Source organism: Nocardioides luti (genome assembly GCF_014212315.1).
In the GTDB taxonomy this organism is placed as follows: Bacteria; Actinomycetota; Actinomycetes; order Propionibacteriales; family Nocardioidaceae; genus Nocardioides; species Nocardioides luti.
On record NZ_JACKXE010000001.1, the window covers coordinates 1,690,811 to 1,705,998 of the forward strand.

The window sequence follows — 15,188 nt, forward strand, 5'->3', positions numbered from 1 at the left end:
GGCTGTGGACGGCGGGGGCCGCGACTGCCGCCTACTGCCCCACGGGCGAGGTCTGCAGGTCGGCCACCAGCCAGTCGCCGTCGACCTTCTGCATGGTCACGGTGACCTGGTCCTTGTAGACGACCGGCTCGGTGACCTGCTTGTTCGTGGTCGGCCGGTTGACGAACAGCAGCACCTCGACGCGGTCCTCCCCCGAGCGCACGATGCCCGAGCGGACCACGTCGGCCTTGACGATCGTCTTGGTCGCCGGCGCGTTCTGCTTGATCACCTCGAAGAGCTTGTCGTAGTCCTTGCGGTAGGCCGAGGTCATGTAGGAGTGCGCGGCCTGCTGGTCCTCGTCGAGGTGCAGGGCGTCGTAGGACAGGATCGGCCCGATGGCCCGCTCGGCGGCGGCCTGGGCGGCGCGGGTGCTGTCCTCGACCGCGGCGTCCGAGGGCCGCTCGACGAGCACGTAGACGCAGGCGGCGAGCGTCAGCGCCGTCAGCATCGCGAGGGTGGCGAGCAGCCAGGCCGGGACGGTACGACGGGTGCGGCTCCCGGTCGCCTCGTCCGCCACCGGACCCGGGGTGACGTCACGAGCCTCGTCGCCTTGCGCGTCGTCGGTGGTCGCGACGGTCGCCGGGGCCGCCGCGACGACCGGCGACTCCTCGACGGCCGCCTCGGGCTCGTCCTCCGCGGCGTCGGCGGCCAGCGCCTCGTCGTGCGCGGCACGGCGCTGCGGGTCGAGCAGCGTCTCGGCCGCCTGGTTGTAGAGCCGGAAGCGGCGGTCCGAGGGGTCGAGGTCGGCGATCGCGGCCTTCCAGGCCGCCCGGATCTCGGCCTCGGAGGCGTCGGGGGCGACGTCGAGGAGGTCGTACCAGCTGGGGGTCACTTCTCGGCTCCGGTCACGGGGGTGAAGTCGTCGACCAGCCAGGTGCCACCGGTCTTCACGAGCGTGACCTCGATGCGGAACGGCGAGGGGTCGTCGGCCACGCGGCGCTTGCCCTGGGGGTAGGTGTTGGTGAAGGAGCCCGCCACCAGCGCGGTCGCCGAGTCGGCGTCGAGCGAGGAGACGCCGACGGCGAAGACCTTCGCGGTCCGGTCGACGCCGGCCTGCGCCACCGTCTGCTCGGCCGCCGTCACACCCTGCTCGAAGGACGACTTGAACTTCGGCGTGATCACCGCCTCCACGAGCTGGCGGTACTTCGGCATCTCGCCCTTGCTGTCGAGCAGGTCGGGGCCGTAGGTGTTGAGCCGCAGCATGAACTGCTCGGCCTGGGCCATCACGGCCTCGCGCTGGCGCTGCACGTCGTCGGCCTCGCCACGCCGCCCGGCGAGCAGCCAGACGAGGCTGCCGGCGGAGGCGAGCAGGGCGACGACGAGCACGCCGAGCAGCACGACACGGAACGTGCCGGACCGGGAGCCGGCGGGAGCCGGCGAGTCGGGGGCGCTGCTGCTCGTCACTCCTGCGGCTTCATCAGGGGCTGGAGGTACAGCCACTTCCACGAGTCCTCTCCGAGGGTCAGGGGTGCCGCCGTGCCGGGGGACGCGAGCGACGGATCCACCTTGCCACCCCACGTCAACTTCCCGCTGGCCGGGTCGTACGACGCGATGGCGGGCGCGCGGTAGGACGCGCCGGCCCGGGGGGCGTTCTGGGCACCACGGGCGTTGGTCACGCTCGGCGGCTCGCTGCAGCGCGCGTTCTCGTTCATCGGGGCGTTGCTGCCCTCCTGCGGCGAGCGCACGTTGGTGCCCTCGTAGCCCTTCTCGCAGACCTTCGGGTCCTGGGTGAGGATCATGCCGAAGTGGGCGTCGTAGAGCCCGGAGTCCGAGGAGCGCGAGACGACCGTGAAGCCGCCCTCGACGACGTAGGGGTAGATCACCAGGATCTGCTCGATGCCGTCGAGGTGCTTGACCACCACCTCACCGGTCGTGACGAGCTCGCTGACCAGCTCGCCGAGGTCCACCTGGTTGTCCTCGAGGAAGGTCCGCAGCTGGGTCGCCGTCGCCGAGCCGCTGTCGATCACCTTGCGCAGGTCGTCGTCGGAGCCGGCAAGGGTCCCGCTGAAGAGCGCCAGGTTGCGCGAGAAGGTCTTGATCGCGTTCGTCGAGTCGATCTGGGTGTGCAGGACGGTGTTGCTGTCCTTGATCAGCGCCGAGGTCACGTCGAAGTTCTGGTTCGCGACCTGGATGAAGGAGTTGCCGGAGTCGATCAGCGTCTGCAGGTCCTTGCCGGTGCCGCCGAAGGCGTCGCCGAACTCGGTGACCGTCGTGCGGAGCGCGTCCTTGTCCACCGACTCCACGGTGTTCGACAGGTGCGTCAGGAGCGTCTGCGTGGCGATCGGCGTGCGGGTGTCCTCCTGCGGGATCTCCGAGTCGTTGGAGAGGTACGGCTTGGAGTCCACCTGCGGCTGGAGCTCGACGTACTGCTCCCCCACGGCCGAGCGGTTGCCGACCACGGCCAGCGTGTCCGCGGGAATGGTGTCGAACGACTTGTCGACATCCATGTAGACGTCGACGCCGTCGTCGGTCAGCTGCATCTTGGCGACCTGGCCGACCTTGACGCCGCGGTAGGACACCTCACCCCCGGCGAAGATGCCGCCGGAGTCCTTGAAGTGGCCGACCACGGTGTAGCTGTCGTCGAAGACCAGCCGGTCGAGGCGCGCGTAGCGGGCACCGACGTAGCTCACGCCGAGCAGGGTGATGAGCACGAACACCATCAGCTGGATCTTGGTGCGCTGGGTGATCACTGGGTCACCATCCCGGGGACGAGGAGGCTGACGAGGGCGGGGTCGTACTGCTTCATGAGCTGGCCCATCGTGGGTCCTCGGGTGGTGGACCAGCCGGCCGTGGGACCGAAGCCCGTGCGGGGCAGGGTCGGGATCGCGGTGGGCAGTCCGCCACCGCCGCTGCTGGAGGGGACGGGCAGCCCGGGGATCTGGTTGAGCTGCTTGCAGACGTCCTTCTTCTCGTTCTTCTTCTTCTTGCACTCTTCCTGCAGCTGGGCCAGGCTCTCGGCGTTGTTCAGCACCTTCTGGCAGGCCTTGCTGGTGATGTCACCGCTCTGGATGCACTTGGCGACGTTGTCGAGGATGACGGTCGGGTCGATGACCGTCGGCAGGTTGGTCGGCAATGTCGGCGAGCCGCCGTCGTCGCCGGTGACCGACAGGTCCAGCTGGATCGACAGGTTGGTGTAGTCGCCCATGTGGAGGTTGCGGGCCACCTGCGGGTCGCGACCGACGACCTCGTCGACGAACGGGTAGGTCAGGAAGACGTTGAACGCCTTGGCGAAGTCGTCGCCGGACGCCGCCAGCTCGGTCAGCACCGGCTGCAGCTGGCGGAAGGTGTCGATCGTGGCGGCCTTGGACGCCTTGATCACGCGCACCCCGACGCCGCCGAGGCGGTTGAGGGCCTGGAGCATCTTGACGAGGTCGTCGCGCTGCTTGTCCAGCGAGGTGAGCGCGCTCGGCAGCTCCTCGAGCGCCGAGTCGATCGAGCCCTGCTGGCGCTGCACCGCGATCGCCAGGCTGTTGAGCGAGTCGATGGCGTCGACGATCTTGGTGCGGTTGTCGTCGAGCTGGGTCATCAGGATGCGGATCTGGTCGAGCACCGAGCGCGCGGAGTCCTCGCGGCCCTCGAGGGCCTTGTTGAGCTCCTGCGTGATCGTCTTGAGCTGGGCCACGCCACCACCGTTGAGCAGGAGGCTCAGCGCACCGAGCACCTCCTCGACCTCGGGGTTGCGGCCGGAGCGCTCGACCGGGATGTTGTCGCCGGAGGCGAGCAGCCCGTTGCTGGCGCCGTCGGGCGGCGCGCTCAACGACACGAACTTCTCACCGAGCAGGCTGGTCTGGCGGATCTCGGCGATCGCGTTGTCGGGCAGCTTGACGTCCTTGCGCAGCTGGAGCGTCACGCGGGCGGTGTAGCCGTCGAGCGAGACGTCGGTGACCTGCCCGACGCTCACGTCGTTGACCTTCACGGTGGTCTTCGGGACCAGGTCGAGCACGTCGACGAAGTCGACGGTCACCGTGATCGGGTCGGAACCGACGTCGGTGCCGCCGGGCAGGGGCAGCTTGTAGACGTCGAAGCTGCAGCCCGTGAAGACTAGCGAGCCGACGAGCACGAGCAGCAGGGCCTTGAGGCGCATCATCGCCGCACCTCCACGAGTCCACCGAGCGTCTGGTCGAACTGTTCCTGGGACGCGTGCATCTGCACCTTCGCGAAGGTCGCCGAGCGGGGCAGGGCCTGCTGGATCAGGTCACAGGCGTCGCCCGAGTTGTCGGCCTGGTCCACGATCGAGCACAGGAAGGCTGCCGGGTCGGCACCGATCTGCTGGCCGAGCTGTCCCTGGTTGGCGCGGGTGTCGAGCGTGCCGGCCTGCGGGTTGTAGGTCAGGGCCAGGTTGTTGAGCGCGAGCGGTGCGTCCTCGAGGACTTCGTCGAGCGCGCCGCGCTGCTTCACGAGCACCTTGGCGACCCGGTTGAGGCCCTTGATGTTCTTGCCGAGGATGTCGCGGTTGTCCTTGACGAACGTCGACACCTGGCCGAGCGCGACGCCGAGGTTCTTCAGCGCGGCGGCCAGCTCCTGGCGCTCGCCGGCCAGCGTCCCGGAGACGTCGGAGAGCGACTGGTTGAAGTCCCGCACCGTGGTGTCGTTCTTGGCCAGGGTGTTGATGAAGCCCTCGAGCTCGGCTGCCGAGCCGAAGAGCTCCTCCTTGTTGTTGTCCAGGGTCGCGGTGAGCTTGCTGAAGTTCTGGATGGTCTCGTGGAACTTCGCACCCTCGCCGCCGAAGTTCTGGGCGGTGACCTCGAGCAGGTCGGTCAGCGCACCGTTCTTGTTGGCGCCGTCCGGGCCGAGCGCGACGTTCAGCTCGTCGAGGCTGGAGTAGATCTGGTCCAGCTCCAGCGGGACCGCGGTGCGGTCGTCCTGCAGCACGGTGCCGTTGGCGATCACGTCGCCGCCCTTGTAGACGGGGGTGAGCTGCACGAAGCGGTCACCCACGATCGACGGGGCCACGATCACGGCCTTGGCGTCCGCCGGCACCTTGATGTCGGAGTCGTAGGACATCTCGACCACCACGTCGGTGCCCGACGGCGTCACCTTGTCGACCAGGCCGACGGGGACCCCGAGGACGCGGACCTCGCTGCCCTCGTAGATCGCGATGGCCCGCGGGAAGTGGGCGGTCAGCGTCTTCCGGTCGCTGCCACCGGTGAACATGGTGAGCGCGGCCGCGATGACGAGCGCCACGATCACGGCCGGGACGGCGAACTTCCTGAGCAGGCTCATCCGACGCCACCTCCGTTCTGCGCGTCCGGCACCGGGGGCAGGTTCTGGATGTAGGTGTCGAACCAGGGGCCCGTGCCCAGCGTGTTGGCGAAGACGCGGTAGAAGGGCGCCATCAGCCGCAGGCTGTTGTCGAGGTTGTCCTCGTTCTTGTTGAGCACCTGCACGACGTTGTCGAGGTGGGTGAGGGCGGGCCTGAGGTCCGCCCGGCTCTGCTGCACGAGTGCGGTCAGCTCCTTGGACAGCGTCGAGGTCGAGACGAAGAGGTTGTGGATCGCCACCCGGCGCTTCACCAGCGCCCGGAAGAGGACGTCGGAGTCCTTCATCAACCCGATGATGTCGTCGTCGCGCTCGTTGAGCGTGCTCGAGACCCGCTTGAGGTTGCCGAGCAGCGAGTTGATCTGGGCGTCGCGACCGGCGATGTTCGCCGAGAGGGCCGAGACGCCGTCGAGGGCGCCCTTGAACTCCTCGGGCGTGTTGCGCGTCAGGTCGGCCAGCGTCGTCAGCGACTTGGTCAGCTGGTCGGTGTCGATCTTCTCGGCGGTGTCGGCGAGGCCCGAGAAGGCGTCGACGACGTCGTACGGCGAGCTGGTGCGCTCGATCGGGATCTCGCTCCCGGCGTCGAGCTGGCCGCTGCCGGCCGGCTCGAGGGAGAGGTACATCGCGCCGAGCAGCGTCTTGACCTTGATCGCGGCCTGGGTGGCGTCGCCGAACTCCGAGTCGGTCTTGACCCGGAAGGTGACCTCGACGTGGTCGCCCTGGAGGGCGACCTTCTCGACCTTGCCGACGCGCACGCCGGCGATGCGGACCTCGTCGTTCGCCTTGAGGCCGCCCGACTCGGAGAACGCCGCGGTGTAGGTGTCGCCGCCGCCGATGAGCGGCAGGTCCTGGGCCTTGAAGGCGCCCAGGATCATCAGCGCGATCACGGCCATGCTGACGGCCCCGATGATGACGGGGTTGCGCTCGCGGAAGGGGAGGCCCATCACTGCCTCCTGGCGTGGGTGAGCGGGCGGACGGGGGTGCCGGGACGGATCATCCGAGATCACACCTCTCGGAGCCGGTCTTGTAGTCCACGGGCAGCGACTGGCCCCCGGGGAGCTTGACCCGGCCGTGGAACTCGCAGAGGTAGAAGTTGAACCAGGAGCCGTAGATCGCGGTCCGGCCGACCTTCTGGAGCTTGATCGGCAGCACCTGCAGGGCCCGGTCGAGCTCGCCCTTGTTCTTGTCGAGGTTGCCGGCGAAGCTGCGCAGCTGCTTGATGTCCTCGACGAACGGCTTGCGGATGCCTCCGACGAGGCCGGCGGTCTGGACCGACAGCTCGGAGATCTGGTCGAGCGAGCTGAGGATCGCGCCCCGGTCGGTCTTGAGCCCGTGCACGAAGGTGCGGAACGTGACGATCAGGTCGGAGAGCTGGTCGTCGCGGTCGCCGATGTGGTCGAGCACCTGGTCGAGGTTGTCGATCAGGCTGCCGATCAGCTGGTCGCGGTCGGCGAGGGTCTGGGTGACCGACGCGGTGTGCGACAGCAGTCCCTCGAGGGTGCCGCCCTCGCCCTGGAAGACCTGGACGACCTCGTAGGACAGCTTGTTGACGTCGGCCGGGGACAGGGCCTGGAACAACGGCTTGAACCCGTTGAACAGCACCGTCAGGTCCAGGGCCGGCGAGGTCTGGGCGACCGGGATCGTCGAGCCGTCCGGCAGCCGGGCCGAGTCGCCGATCTCCTGCGAGAGCGAGATGTAGCGCTGGCCGACGAGGTTGCGGTAGCGGATCGTGGCGTGGGTGGCCTTGGTCAGCGAGGTCGCGCTCTGCACCGAGAAGGTGACCTCGGCGCGGCTGCGGTCGACGATCCGGACGTCCTTGACGACGCCGACCTTGACCCCGGCGATCCGGATGTCGTCACCCTTGACGACACCCGTCGCGTCGACGAAGTCCGCCTTGTACTCGTTGGTGCCGCCGAGCGACAGGTTGCCGATGACCGCCGCCAGGACGCCGGTGGCCAGCGTCGTGACGACGATGAAGATCGTCAGCTTGGTGAAGTCGACCGCAGTCTTCTTGTCGAAGAGCTTCATCGCAGCGACACCTGCGCCCCCCGTGCCATCGGCCCGACGAGCAGGACGCCCAGGTCGGGGACGTCACCGGCCGCGAGGCCCAGCGAGGGACCGAGCAACGACTTGAGCAAGTCCGACTCCTGGGTGCTGCCGGCCATGCCGGTCGCGTTGCGGAAGTACGACGGGGCGACCCGCGAGGTGCCCTTGCCGGTGGGCGAGTCGACGCCGTCGTTGAAGTTGGGCTGGTGGCGCACCGGGTTGCTCTGCGACCACGGCGGGTTGGGCAGGTGGAGGCAGTTCGGCCCGCGCTTCTCGGCGTACCGCGGGACGTCACCGGCGTTGTAGCCGCGCGGCTGGTTGGGCAGGGTCTCGAGCACGATGTGCAGGGTGAAGTTGCGGAACGCCTCGGCCTGCAGCTTGCCGGCGTTGACGATGCCGCTCGTGAGGCAGGAGTACTCGGGGGCGTACTTCGCGAACACCTTGAGCTGCTGGGAGCCGAGGCTGCTCAGCCGGATCAGGTTGTCGCCGTTGGCGTCGAGGAAGCCCTTGGCGGTGTCGGAGAACGACGCGACGTCGGTGAAGAGCGCGTTCAGCTTGACCGAGCGGTCCTCGAGGGTGCCGGTCGTCTTCACCGTGTTGCGGAGGATCTCGCCGATCTGCGGCAGCGCGGCGGCGTAGGTGTCGGACACCTTCGAGGTCAGCCGCAGGTCCTCGACGAAGCCGGGGATCTGCGGGTTGAGCCGCTTGAGGTAGGCGTCGACGGTCTCGAGGTTCTCGCCGATCTGCTCGCCGCGGCCCTCGAGGGCGGTGGCGATGGCGTTCAGCGTCATGTTGATCTCGGCCGGCTGCACCGCCCGCAGGAGGGGGTACAGGTCGGAGAGGACCTTCTCGACCTCGATCGAGACCTGGGTGCGCTCGATGTCGGCACCGGGCTCGATGTGGTCCGGGGCCGGGTCGTCGGGGACGACCAGGGAGACGTACTTCTCGCCGAAGAGCGTCTTGGGGACGATCGAGCCGGTGACGTTCGCGGGGATCGTGTCGATCTGCGACGGGAAGATGCCCAGCGTGAGCGTGGCACCGTCCGCGTCGGACTTCATGTCGGTGACCTCGCCGACGATGACGCCGCGGATCTTGACGTCGGCCCGCGCCGGGAGCTGCAGGCCGATGGTCGACGTCTGCAGGGTCACGTTGTCGTAGTCGGTGAACTTCTTGGTGAAGATGCCGTAGGTGAGGTAGACGCCGCCCACGAGCAGGACGAGGAACACGACACCGAGGATCTTGACGTTCTGGAGGATCTTCATCGCCTCAACCCGCCAGTCTGACGGTGGTGGTGGTGCCCCAGATGGCCATCGACAGGAAGAGGTCGATGACGTTGATCGCGACGATGCTGGTCCGCACGGCGCGCCCGACGGCCACGCCCACCCCGGCGGGACCGCCCGAGGCGGTGTAGCCGTGGTAGCAGTGGATCAGGATGACGGTGACCGCGAAGACGAGCACCTTGCCGAACGACCACAGCACGTCACCCGGGGGCAGGAACTGGTTGAAGTAGTGGTCGTAGGTGCCGGCGCTCTGGCCGAAGAACTTGGTCACCGTGAGCCGCGTCGCGAAGTACGACGACAGCAGGCCCACGACGTAGAGCGGGATGATCGCGATCAGTCCGCCGATGATGCGGGTCGTCACGAGGAACGGCAGCGAGGGGATCGCCATCACCTCGAGGGCGTCGACCTCCTCGGAGATCCGCATGGCGCCGAGCTGGGCGGTGAAGCCGCAGCCGACCGTCGCCGCGAGCGCGATCCCGGAGACCAGCGGTGCGATCTCGCGGGTGTTGAAGTAGGCCGAGACGAAGCCCGAGAACGCCGCGGTGCCGATCTGGTTGAGCGCGGCGTAGCCCTGGAGCCCGACCTCGGTGCCGGTGAAGAAGCAGAGCGCGGTGATGACGCCGACCGTGCCGCCGATGACCGCGAGCGAGCCGGAGCCGAGGGTGACCTCGGCCAGGATGCGCAGGATCTCCTTCTTGTAGCGCCGGATCGTGCGCGGCGTCCACGCGAGGGCGCGGATGAAGAACGCGAGCTCGGCGCCGAGGTCGTCGAGGGTCTTGAGGGGCTTGGCGTAGACCGCCCGGATGCTGGCCATGTCGTCAACCCGTCTTTGGTGGGACGAGCTGGAAGTAGATCGCGCTCATCACGAAGTTGACGACGAACAGGAGCATGAAGGAGACGACGACGGACTCGTTCACCGCGTCACCGACCCCCTTGGGTCCACCGGCTGCATTCATCCCCTTGTAGGACGCGACGATCGCCGCGATCAGACCGAACACGAGGGCCTTCGCCATGCCCTGCCACAGGTCGGGCAGCTGTGCCAGGGCGGTGAAGCTCGCTAGATAGGCCCCTGGTGTCCCGTCCTGGAGGACGACGTTGAAGACGTAGCCGCCGGCCACGCCGACGACGCTGACGAGGCCGTTGAGGAAGACGGCCACGAGCATGCAGGCGAGGACGCGCGGCACGACGAGGCGCTGGATCGGGTCGATGCCCAGCACCATCATGGCGTCGAGCTCCTCGCGGATCTTGCGGGCACCGAGGTCGGCCGCGATGGCCGACCCGCCGGCGCCGGCGATCAGCAGCGAGGTCGCGATCGGCCCGGCTTCTCGTACGACGGCGAGCACCGAGGCCGAGCCCGTGAACGACTGGGCGCCGAACTGCTTGATCAGGCCGCCGACCTGCAGCGCGATGACCGCGCCGAAGGGGATGGCGACCAGGGCCGTCGGGATGATCGTGACGGAGGCGATGAACCAGGCCTGCTGGAGGAACTCCCGCATCTGGAACGGGCGCTTGAACAGGCCGCGCCCGACGTCGAGGCCGAAGGCGAAGAGCTTGCCCGCGGTCCCGATCGGTGCGAGCGCGCGGCTCGCGGTGAGTGTTGCCATGGTCGTGTCAGCCACCCGTCGTCATCGGCATGTTCTCCTCGAACGAACCGGGAGGCGGAGTGATGTTGTTGTCGCGGCACCAGGCACCGGGCTCGCGCTGGCTGCGGCGCGGGATGCCGTTCGAGGGCTCGAGCTGCATCGGGATCGGCGGCAGCGGCGGCATGTCGATGTCCTTCTCCGCCTCGAGCTCGTCGGCGTCCTTCTCCTCGGACATGCCGATCGGGCCGACGGTCTGGGCGTTGAGGAACTGCCGCACCACCGGCTCCTCCGAGGACAGCAGCATCTCGCGCGGGCCGAACATGGCCAGGTGCTTGTGGTAGAGCAGGCCGATGTTGTCGGGCACCGTGCGGGCGGTGTTGATGTCGTGCGTCACGATCAGGAACGTCGCGTCGATCTGCGCGTTCAGGTCGATGAAGAGCTGGTTGATGAACGACGTGCGCACCGGGTCCAGCCCGGAGTCCGGCTCGTCGATCAGCAGGATCTCGGGGTCGAGCACGAGCGCGCGGGCCAGGCCGGCGCGCTTGCGCATGCCACCGGAGATCTCGCCGGGGAGCTTGGTCTCGGCACCGATCAGGCCGACGAGGTCCATCTTCTCCATGACGACGTCGCGGACCTCGGACTCGGACTTCTTGGTGTGCTCGCGCAACGGGAAGGCCACGTTGTCGTAGAGCGTCATCGAGCCGAACATCGCGCCGTCCTGGAACAGCACGCCGAAGAGCTTGCGGATCTCGTAGAGGTCCTTCTCCGAGCAGCTCGCGATGTCGGTGCCCTCGATGATGATCGAGCCCTTGTCGGGCTTCAGCAGCCCGATCAGCGCCTTGAGGAAGACCGACTTGCCCGTCCCCGAGGGGCCGAGCATGACCGAGACCTCACCCGCGGGGATCGTCAGGCTCACATCACCCCAGATGAGCTGTTTGCCGAACGACTTCGTCAGGTCATTGACCTTGATCTCTACGCCCACTGGTCAGCCTCTCCCACTTCGACCCATGTCCCGCGGTTACTGTCCCCCGAGCAGGCGCGCGTAAACGACAATCCCACTGACCGGTAACAACGGCGTTCCCGCCGCGAGGTTACGCGGGATTCTTGCTCCCGTCACTCCCCTGACATGCAACGAGATCATTACGTTGGATTTCCGGGCCTGACCTGCAGAAATGCGACAGGGGCGACCACCCGGGAACCGGGTGGCCGCCCCTGTCGGCGGATCAGCGTGAGGTCACTTGACGGTGACCGAGGCGCCGGCGCCCTCGAGGGCCTCCTTGGCCTTCTCGGCCGCAGCCTTGTCGACCTTCTCCAGGATCGCCTTGGGGGCGGACTCGACCAGGTCCTTGGCCTCCTTGAGACCGAGGGACGTGAGCGCGCGCACCTCCTTGATGACGTTGATCTTCTTGTCGCCGGCCGACTCGAGGATGACGTCGAACTCGTCCTGCTCGGCGGCGTCGTCGCCACCAGCAGCACCGCCGGCGGCGGGGGCCGCGGCGACAGCAACGGGAGCAGCAGCGGTGACGCCGAACGTCTCCTCGAACTGCTTCACGAACTCGGAGAGCTCGATGAGGGTCATTTCCTTGAACGCGTCGAGCAGCTCGTCGGTGGTGAGCTTCGCCATGATGGCGTTTCCTTCCATTCGGTGGTCCGCCCCTCGTGGGGGTCGGACCGGGTTTCAGGTGGTGGGTACCTCGGGATGAGCCGGAGCTCAGGCCTCGGTGGCTTCGCCCTCATCGGAGGTCTCGGCCTCGGCAGCGGGGGTCTCCTCGGAGGGAGCCTCCTCTGCCGCGGGAGCCTCGTCAGCGGGGGTCTCGGTCGCGTCGTCCGCGGCCGGGGCCTCCTCGGCGGCGGCCGGCGTACCGGCACCACCTGCGAGGATCGAGGGGTCCTGCTCGGCCTTCGCCTGCAGGGCGCCGGCGAGCCGGGCAGCCTGTGCGAGCGGGGCGTTGAGCAGGTAGACGGCCTGGCTGAGCGACGCGAGCATCGCACCAGCCATCTTGCCCAGGAGCACCTCGCGCGACTCGAGGTCGGCCAGCTTGGCGACCTCCTTCGCGTCGAGGATGTTGCCGTCCAGGACGCCGCCCTTGATGATCAGGGCGGGGTTTGCCTTGGCAAAGTCACGCAGACCCTTGGCCGCCTCGACCACGTCGCCGTTGATGAAGGCGATGGCGGTCGGACCGGCCAGGAGGTCGTCGAAGCCGGAGATGCCCACCTGATTGGCGGCGATCTTGGCCAGCGTGTTCTTGACCACGGCGTAGTTGGCGTTCTCGCCGAGGGAGCGCCGCAGGTCCTGCAGCTGCTTCACGGTGAGACCGCGGTAGTCGGTCAGCACTGCGCCGTCGGCGTCGTTGAAGGACTCAACGATCTCCTCGACGGCGGCCTGCCTGTCTGCCCGCGCCATGGGTCTCCTTCTTCCGGACTGGGAGACCGCTGCCGGCCCGGAGAAGACGAACGCCCCGAGCGCAGGCGCTCAGGGCGAGGAGATCAGGTCGTGACGACCGGATTCTTGCTCTGACACCTGCGCAGGCCGTTCGCACTTCGGCGAACCTTCGGTCGGGCTGCAGTTGCTGCTCGACCACCGGCGGTCTCTGGTTTCAGGAGGAACATTACGCGGCAGCCCGGGAGCGACCAAATCGGCCCCGGCCCGGCACGTGGCCGGCCCGTGTCAGGTGAGCAGCCGGACCGGCTCGCCGGCCAGCCACGCCGCGACGTCCTCGACGGCCTCGGTGAAGTAGGTCCGGTAGTTGCCCGCGGTCACGTAGCCCAGGTGGGGGGTCGCCAGCACGTTGGGCAACGAGCGCAGCGGGTCGTCGACGGGCAGCGGCTCGGTGTCGAAGACGTCGAGCCCGGCGCCGGCGATCCGCCGCTCGGCGAGGGCGTCGAGCAGGGCCGGGGTGTCGACGAGGCCCGCGCGCGAGGTGTTGAGGAGGTACGCCGTGGGCCGCATGGCGGCCAGCTCGGCCGCTCCCAGCAGCCCCCGGGTGCGCTCGGAGAGGACCAGGTGCAGGGTGACGACGTCGCTCGCGCCGAGCAGCCCGTGCAGGGTCGTGGCCCGGCGTACCCCCGCGGCGGCCGCCCGCTCCTCGGTGAGGTGGGGGCTCCACGCGACGACGTCCATCCCGAAGGCCTGCCCGATCGCGGCGACCCGGCTCCCGATCTTGCCGAGCCCGACCACGCCGAGCACCGCGCCGGCCAGGTCGGCGCCGACCGTCGACTGCCAGGGGCCGCCGTCGCGGAACGCCGCACCCTCGGGGCCGAGACCGCGGGCCAGGCCGAGCAGCAGCGCCCAGGTCAGCTCCACGGGAGGGGTCGGCGACGAGCCGGTGCCGCACACCGTGATCCCCCGCGCCCGGCAGGCGGCCAGGTCGATCGAGGCGTTGCGCATCCCGCTGGTCACGACCAGCCGCAGCGCCGGCAGCCGTGCGAGCAGCGAGGCGGTCAGCGGCGTGCGCTCGCGCATCACGACGACGACCTCGGCGTTCGCCAGCGCGGCGGCGACGGCGTCCTCGCCGTCGAGGTGCTCGCGCACGACGGTCGTGGCCACCCCGTCGAGCGCGGTCCAGTCGGCGTACGACGTCGCGACGCCCTGGTAGTCGTCGAGGATCACGCACCGCATGCCCGCAACGTACGACGCCCCGGTCACCATCAGGTGACCGGGGCGGCGTGCGCGACTGCGAGGGTGGATCAGGCCTGGACGGCCTCCTCCTCGGCGGCGACGTTCTTGGTGCGGTTCGGGTCGACCTGGACACCGGGGCCCATGGTCGTCGACACGGTCACCTTGCGCAGGTAGCGGCCCTTGGAGCTGGCCGGCTTGAGACGCAGCACCTCCTCGAGGGCGGCGGCGTAGTTCTCCGCGAGCTGGCCCTCGGAGAAGGACGCCTTGCCGATGATGAAGTGCAGGTTGGCGTGACGGTCCACGCGGAACTCGATCTTGCCGCCCTTGATGTCGGTCACGGCCTTGGCCACGTCCGGCGTCACGGTGCCCGTCTTCGGGTTCGGCATGAGGCCACGCGGGCCGAGCACGCGACCGAGGCGGCCGACCTTGCCCATCATGTCGGGGGTCGCGACGACGGCGTCGAAGTCGAGCCAGCCGCCGGCGACCTTCTCGATGAGCTCGTCGCCACCGACGACGTCGGCGCCGGCCTCACGGGCGGCCTCGGCCTTGTCACCGTTCGCGAACACCAGGACCTTGGCGGTCTTGCCGGTGCCGTGCGGCAGGTTGACGGTGCCGCGGACCATCTGGTCGGCCTTGCGGGGGTCGACGCCGAGACGCATGACGACGTCCACGGTCTCGTCGAACTTCTTCTTGCTGGAGGTCTTCGCGATCTTGATCGCGGCCAGCGGGGCGTAGAGCTCGTCCTTGTCGAACTGCTCGGCCGCCGCGCGGTAGGTCTTGCTGCGCTGCATGGTGTTCTCGTTTCTGAAGAGATGTGGTCTTCGGTGGGCCAGCGCGGCCCTGCCACGGGGTGTCGGCTAGTGCGCCGCGATCAGTCGGTGGTGACGCCCATGGAGCGGGCGGTGCCCTCGACGATCTTCATCGCGGCGTCGATGTCGTTGGCGTTCAGGTCGGGCAGCTTCGTGGTCGCGATCTCGCGGATCTGGTCCTTGGTCAGCTTGCCGACCTTCTCCTTGTGCGGGACGCCCGAGCCCTTCTTGAGGCCGGCGGCCTTCTTGATCAGCTCGGCGGCCGGAGGCGTCTTCGTGATGAAGGTGAAGGAGCGGTCCTCGTAGATGGTGATCTCGACGGGGATCACGTTGCCGCGCATGGACTCCGTCTGGGCGTTGTACGCCTTGCAGAACTCCATGATGTTCACGCCGTGCGGACCGAGGGCGGTACCGACCGGCGGGGCGGGCGTCGCGGCGCCGGCCTGCAGCTGCACCTTGACGAGTGCAGCGATCTTCTTCTTGGGAGGCATTCCTGTTTTCTCTCTCTCGTGTGGTCATGACGGGGGACTCCCCCCTGCCACATTTCCTGGTC

At 68.5% G+C, this 15,188-nt stretch carries 16 protein-coding genes; all 16 read right to left on the minus strand.

The window, feature by feature from the left end; translation table 11 throughout:
• Positions 1-31 precede the first annotated feature (31 nt).
• Positions 32-871: a J domain-containing protein gene (locus H5V45_RS08095; RefSeq protein ID WP_185252459.1), complete on the minus strand. Its 840-nt coding sequence runs from the start codon at positions 869-871 to the stop codon at positions 32-34.
• Complete coding sequence (locus H5V45_RS08100) at positions 868-1,443, minus strand: hypothetical protein (RefSeq protein WP_185252460.1); 576 nt, start codon at positions 1,441-1,443, stop codon at positions 868-870. Before H5V45_RS08100 ends, H5V45_RS08095 begins: the two co-directional genes overlap by 4 nt.
• Complete coding sequence (locus H5V45_RS08105; protein ID WP_185252461.1) at positions 1,440-2,729, minus strand: MCE family protein; 1,290 nt, start codon at positions 2,727-2,729, stop codon at positions 1,440-1,442. Before H5V45_RS08105 ends, H5V45_RS08100 begins: the two co-directional genes overlap by 4 nt.
• Positions 2,726-4,126, minus strand: a complete 1,401-nt coding sequence (locus tag H5V45_RS08110; RefSeq protein ID WP_185252462.1) for an MCE family protein — start codon at positions 4,124-4,126, stop codon at positions 2,726-2,728. The genes H5V45_RS08105 and H5V45_RS08110 overlap by 4 nt, the downstream gene beginning before the upstream one ends.
• On the minus strand, positions 4,123-5,262 hold the full coding sequence (locus tag H5V45_RS08115; protein ID WP_185252463.1) for an MCE family protein: 1,140 nt from the start codon (positions 5,260-5,262) through the stop codon (positions 4,123-4,125). Before H5V45_RS08115 ends, H5V45_RS08110 begins: the two co-directional genes overlap by 4 nt.
• A complete protein-coding gene (locus H5V45_RS08120) occupies positions 5,259-6,242 on the minus strand; it encodes an MCE family protein (protein ID WP_185252464.1) in 984 nt (327 codons plus the stop codon). The genes H5V45_RS08115 and H5V45_RS08120 overlap by 4 nt, the downstream gene beginning before the upstream one ends.
• Before the next feature lie 49 nt (positions 6,243-6,291).
• Entirely contained in the window at positions 6,292-7,326 is a 1,035-nt protein-coding gene (locus H5V45_RS08125; protein ID WP_185252465.1) for an MCE family protein, read from the minus strand.
• Positions 7,323-8,606 (minus strand): MCE family protein, encoded by a 1,284-nt coding sequence (locus H5V45_RS08130; RefSeq protein WP_185252466.1) that lies wholly within the window; start codon positions 8,604-8,606, stop codon positions 7,323-7,325. The genes H5V45_RS08125 and H5V45_RS08130 overlap by 4 nt, the downstream gene beginning before the upstream one ends.
• A 4-nt stretch (positions 8,607-8,610) precedes the next feature.
• The gene (locus tag H5V45_RS08135; RefSeq protein WP_185252467.1) at positions 8,611-9,438 is read right to left on the minus strand and encodes an MlaE family ABC transporter permease; all 828 of its coding nucleotides are present in this window, start codon (positions 9,436-9,438) and stop codon (positions 8,611-8,613) included.
• A 4-nt stretch (positions 9,439-9,442) separates the two neighbouring features.
• Positions 9,443-10,228 (minus strand): MlaE family ABC transporter permease, encoded by a 786-nt coding sequence (locus H5V45_RS08140; protein ID WP_185254542.1) that lies wholly within the window; start codon positions 10,226-10,228, stop codon positions 9,443-9,445.
• Between the two features lie 7 nt (positions 10,229-10,235).
• Positions 10,236-11,189, minus strand: a complete 954-nt coding sequence (locus H5V45_RS08145; RefSeq protein ID WP_185252468.1) for an ATP-binding cassette domain-containing protein — start codon at positions 11,187-11,189, stop codon at positions 10,236-10,238.
• 252 nt (positions 11,190-11,441) lie between these two features.
• A complete protein-coding gene (gene rplL / locus H5V45_RS08150) occupies positions 11,442-11,831 on the minus strand; it encodes a 50S ribosomal protein L7/L12 (protein WP_185252469.1) in 390 nt (129 codons plus the stop codon).
• Positions 11,832-11,918: 87 nt separating this feature from the next.
• The gene (gene rplJ / locus H5V45_RS08155) at positions 11,919-12,611 is read right to left on the minus strand and encodes a 50S ribosomal protein L10 (RefSeq protein WP_185252470.1); all 693 of its coding nucleotides are present in this window, start codon (positions 12,609-12,611) and stop codon (positions 11,919-11,921) included.
• Between the two features lie 264 nt (positions 12,612-12,875).
• On the minus strand, positions 12,876-13,826 hold the full coding sequence (locus H5V45_RS08160) for a D-2-hydroxyacid dehydrogenase family protein (protein ID WP_185252471.1): 951 nt from the start codon (positions 13,824-13,826) through the stop codon (positions 12,876-12,878).
• Positions 13,827-13,894: 68 nt separating this feature from the next.
• Positions 13,895-14,617: a 50S ribosomal protein L1 gene (rplA, locus tag H5V45_RS08165; protein ID WP_185252472.1), complete on the minus strand. Its 723-nt coding sequence runs from the start codon at positions 14,615-14,617 to the stop codon at positions 13,895-13,897.
• Between the two features lie 80 nt (positions 14,618-14,697).
• Complete coding sequence (rplK, locus tag H5V45_RS08170; protein WP_185252473.1) at positions 14,698-15,126, minus strand: 50S ribosomal protein L11; 429 nt, start codon at positions 15,124-15,126, stop codon at positions 14,698-14,700.
• Positions 15,127-15,188: the final 62 nt, after the last annotated feature.

Bases quoted from the DNA above. Each gene is read 5' to 3' on its own strand.
- H5V45_RS08110 (WP_185252462.1), bottom strand. From the start codon at position 4,126: ATGATGCGCCTCAAGGCCCTGCTGCTCGTGCTCGTCGGCTCGCTAGTC.
- H5V45_RS08120 (WP_185252464.1), bottom strand. From the start codon at position 6,242: ATGGGCCTCCCCTTCCGCGAGCGCAACCCCGTCATCATCGGGGCCGTC.
- rplA (WP_185252472.1), bottom strand. From the start codon at position 14,617: ATGCAGCGCAGCAAGACCTACCGCGCGGCGGCCGAGCAGTTCGACAAG.
- H5V45_RS08115 (WP_185252463.1), bottom strand. From the start codon at position 5,262: ATGAGCCTGCTCAGGAAGTTCGCCGTCCCGGCCGTGATCGTGGCGCTC.
- rplK (WP_185252473.1), bottom strand. From the start codon at position 15,126: ATGCCTCCCAAGAAGAAGATCGCTGCACTCGTCAAGGTGCAGCTGCAG.
- H5V45_RS08130 (WP_185252466.1), bottom strand. From the start codon at position 8,606: ATGAAGATCCTCCAGAACGTCAAGATCCTCGGTGTCGTGTTCCTCGTC.
- H5V45_RS08160 (WP_185252471.1), bottom strand. From the start codon at position 13,826: ATGCGGTGCGTGATCCTCGACGACTACCAGGGCGTCGCGACGTCGTAC.
- rplJ (WP_185252470.1), bottom strand. From the start codon at position 12,611: ATGGCGCGGGCAGACAGGCAGGCCGCCGTCGAGGAGATCGTTGAGTCC.
- rplL (WP_185252469.1), bottom strand. From the start codon at position 11,831: ATGGCGAAGCTCACCACCGACGAGCTGCTCGACGCGTTCAAGGAAATG.
- H5V45_RS08125 (WP_185252465.1), bottom strand. From the start codon at position 7,326: ATGAAGCTCTTCGACAAGAAGACTGCGGTCGACTTCACCAAGCTGACG.
- H5V45_RS08140 (WP_185254542.1), bottom strand. From the start codon at position 10,228: ATGGCAACACTCACCGCGAGCCGCGCGCTCGCACCGATCGGGACCGCG.
- H5V45_RS08135 (WP_185252467.1), bottom strand. From the start codon at position 9,438: ATGGCCAGCATCCGGGCGGTCTACGCCAAGCCCCTCAAGACCCTCGAC.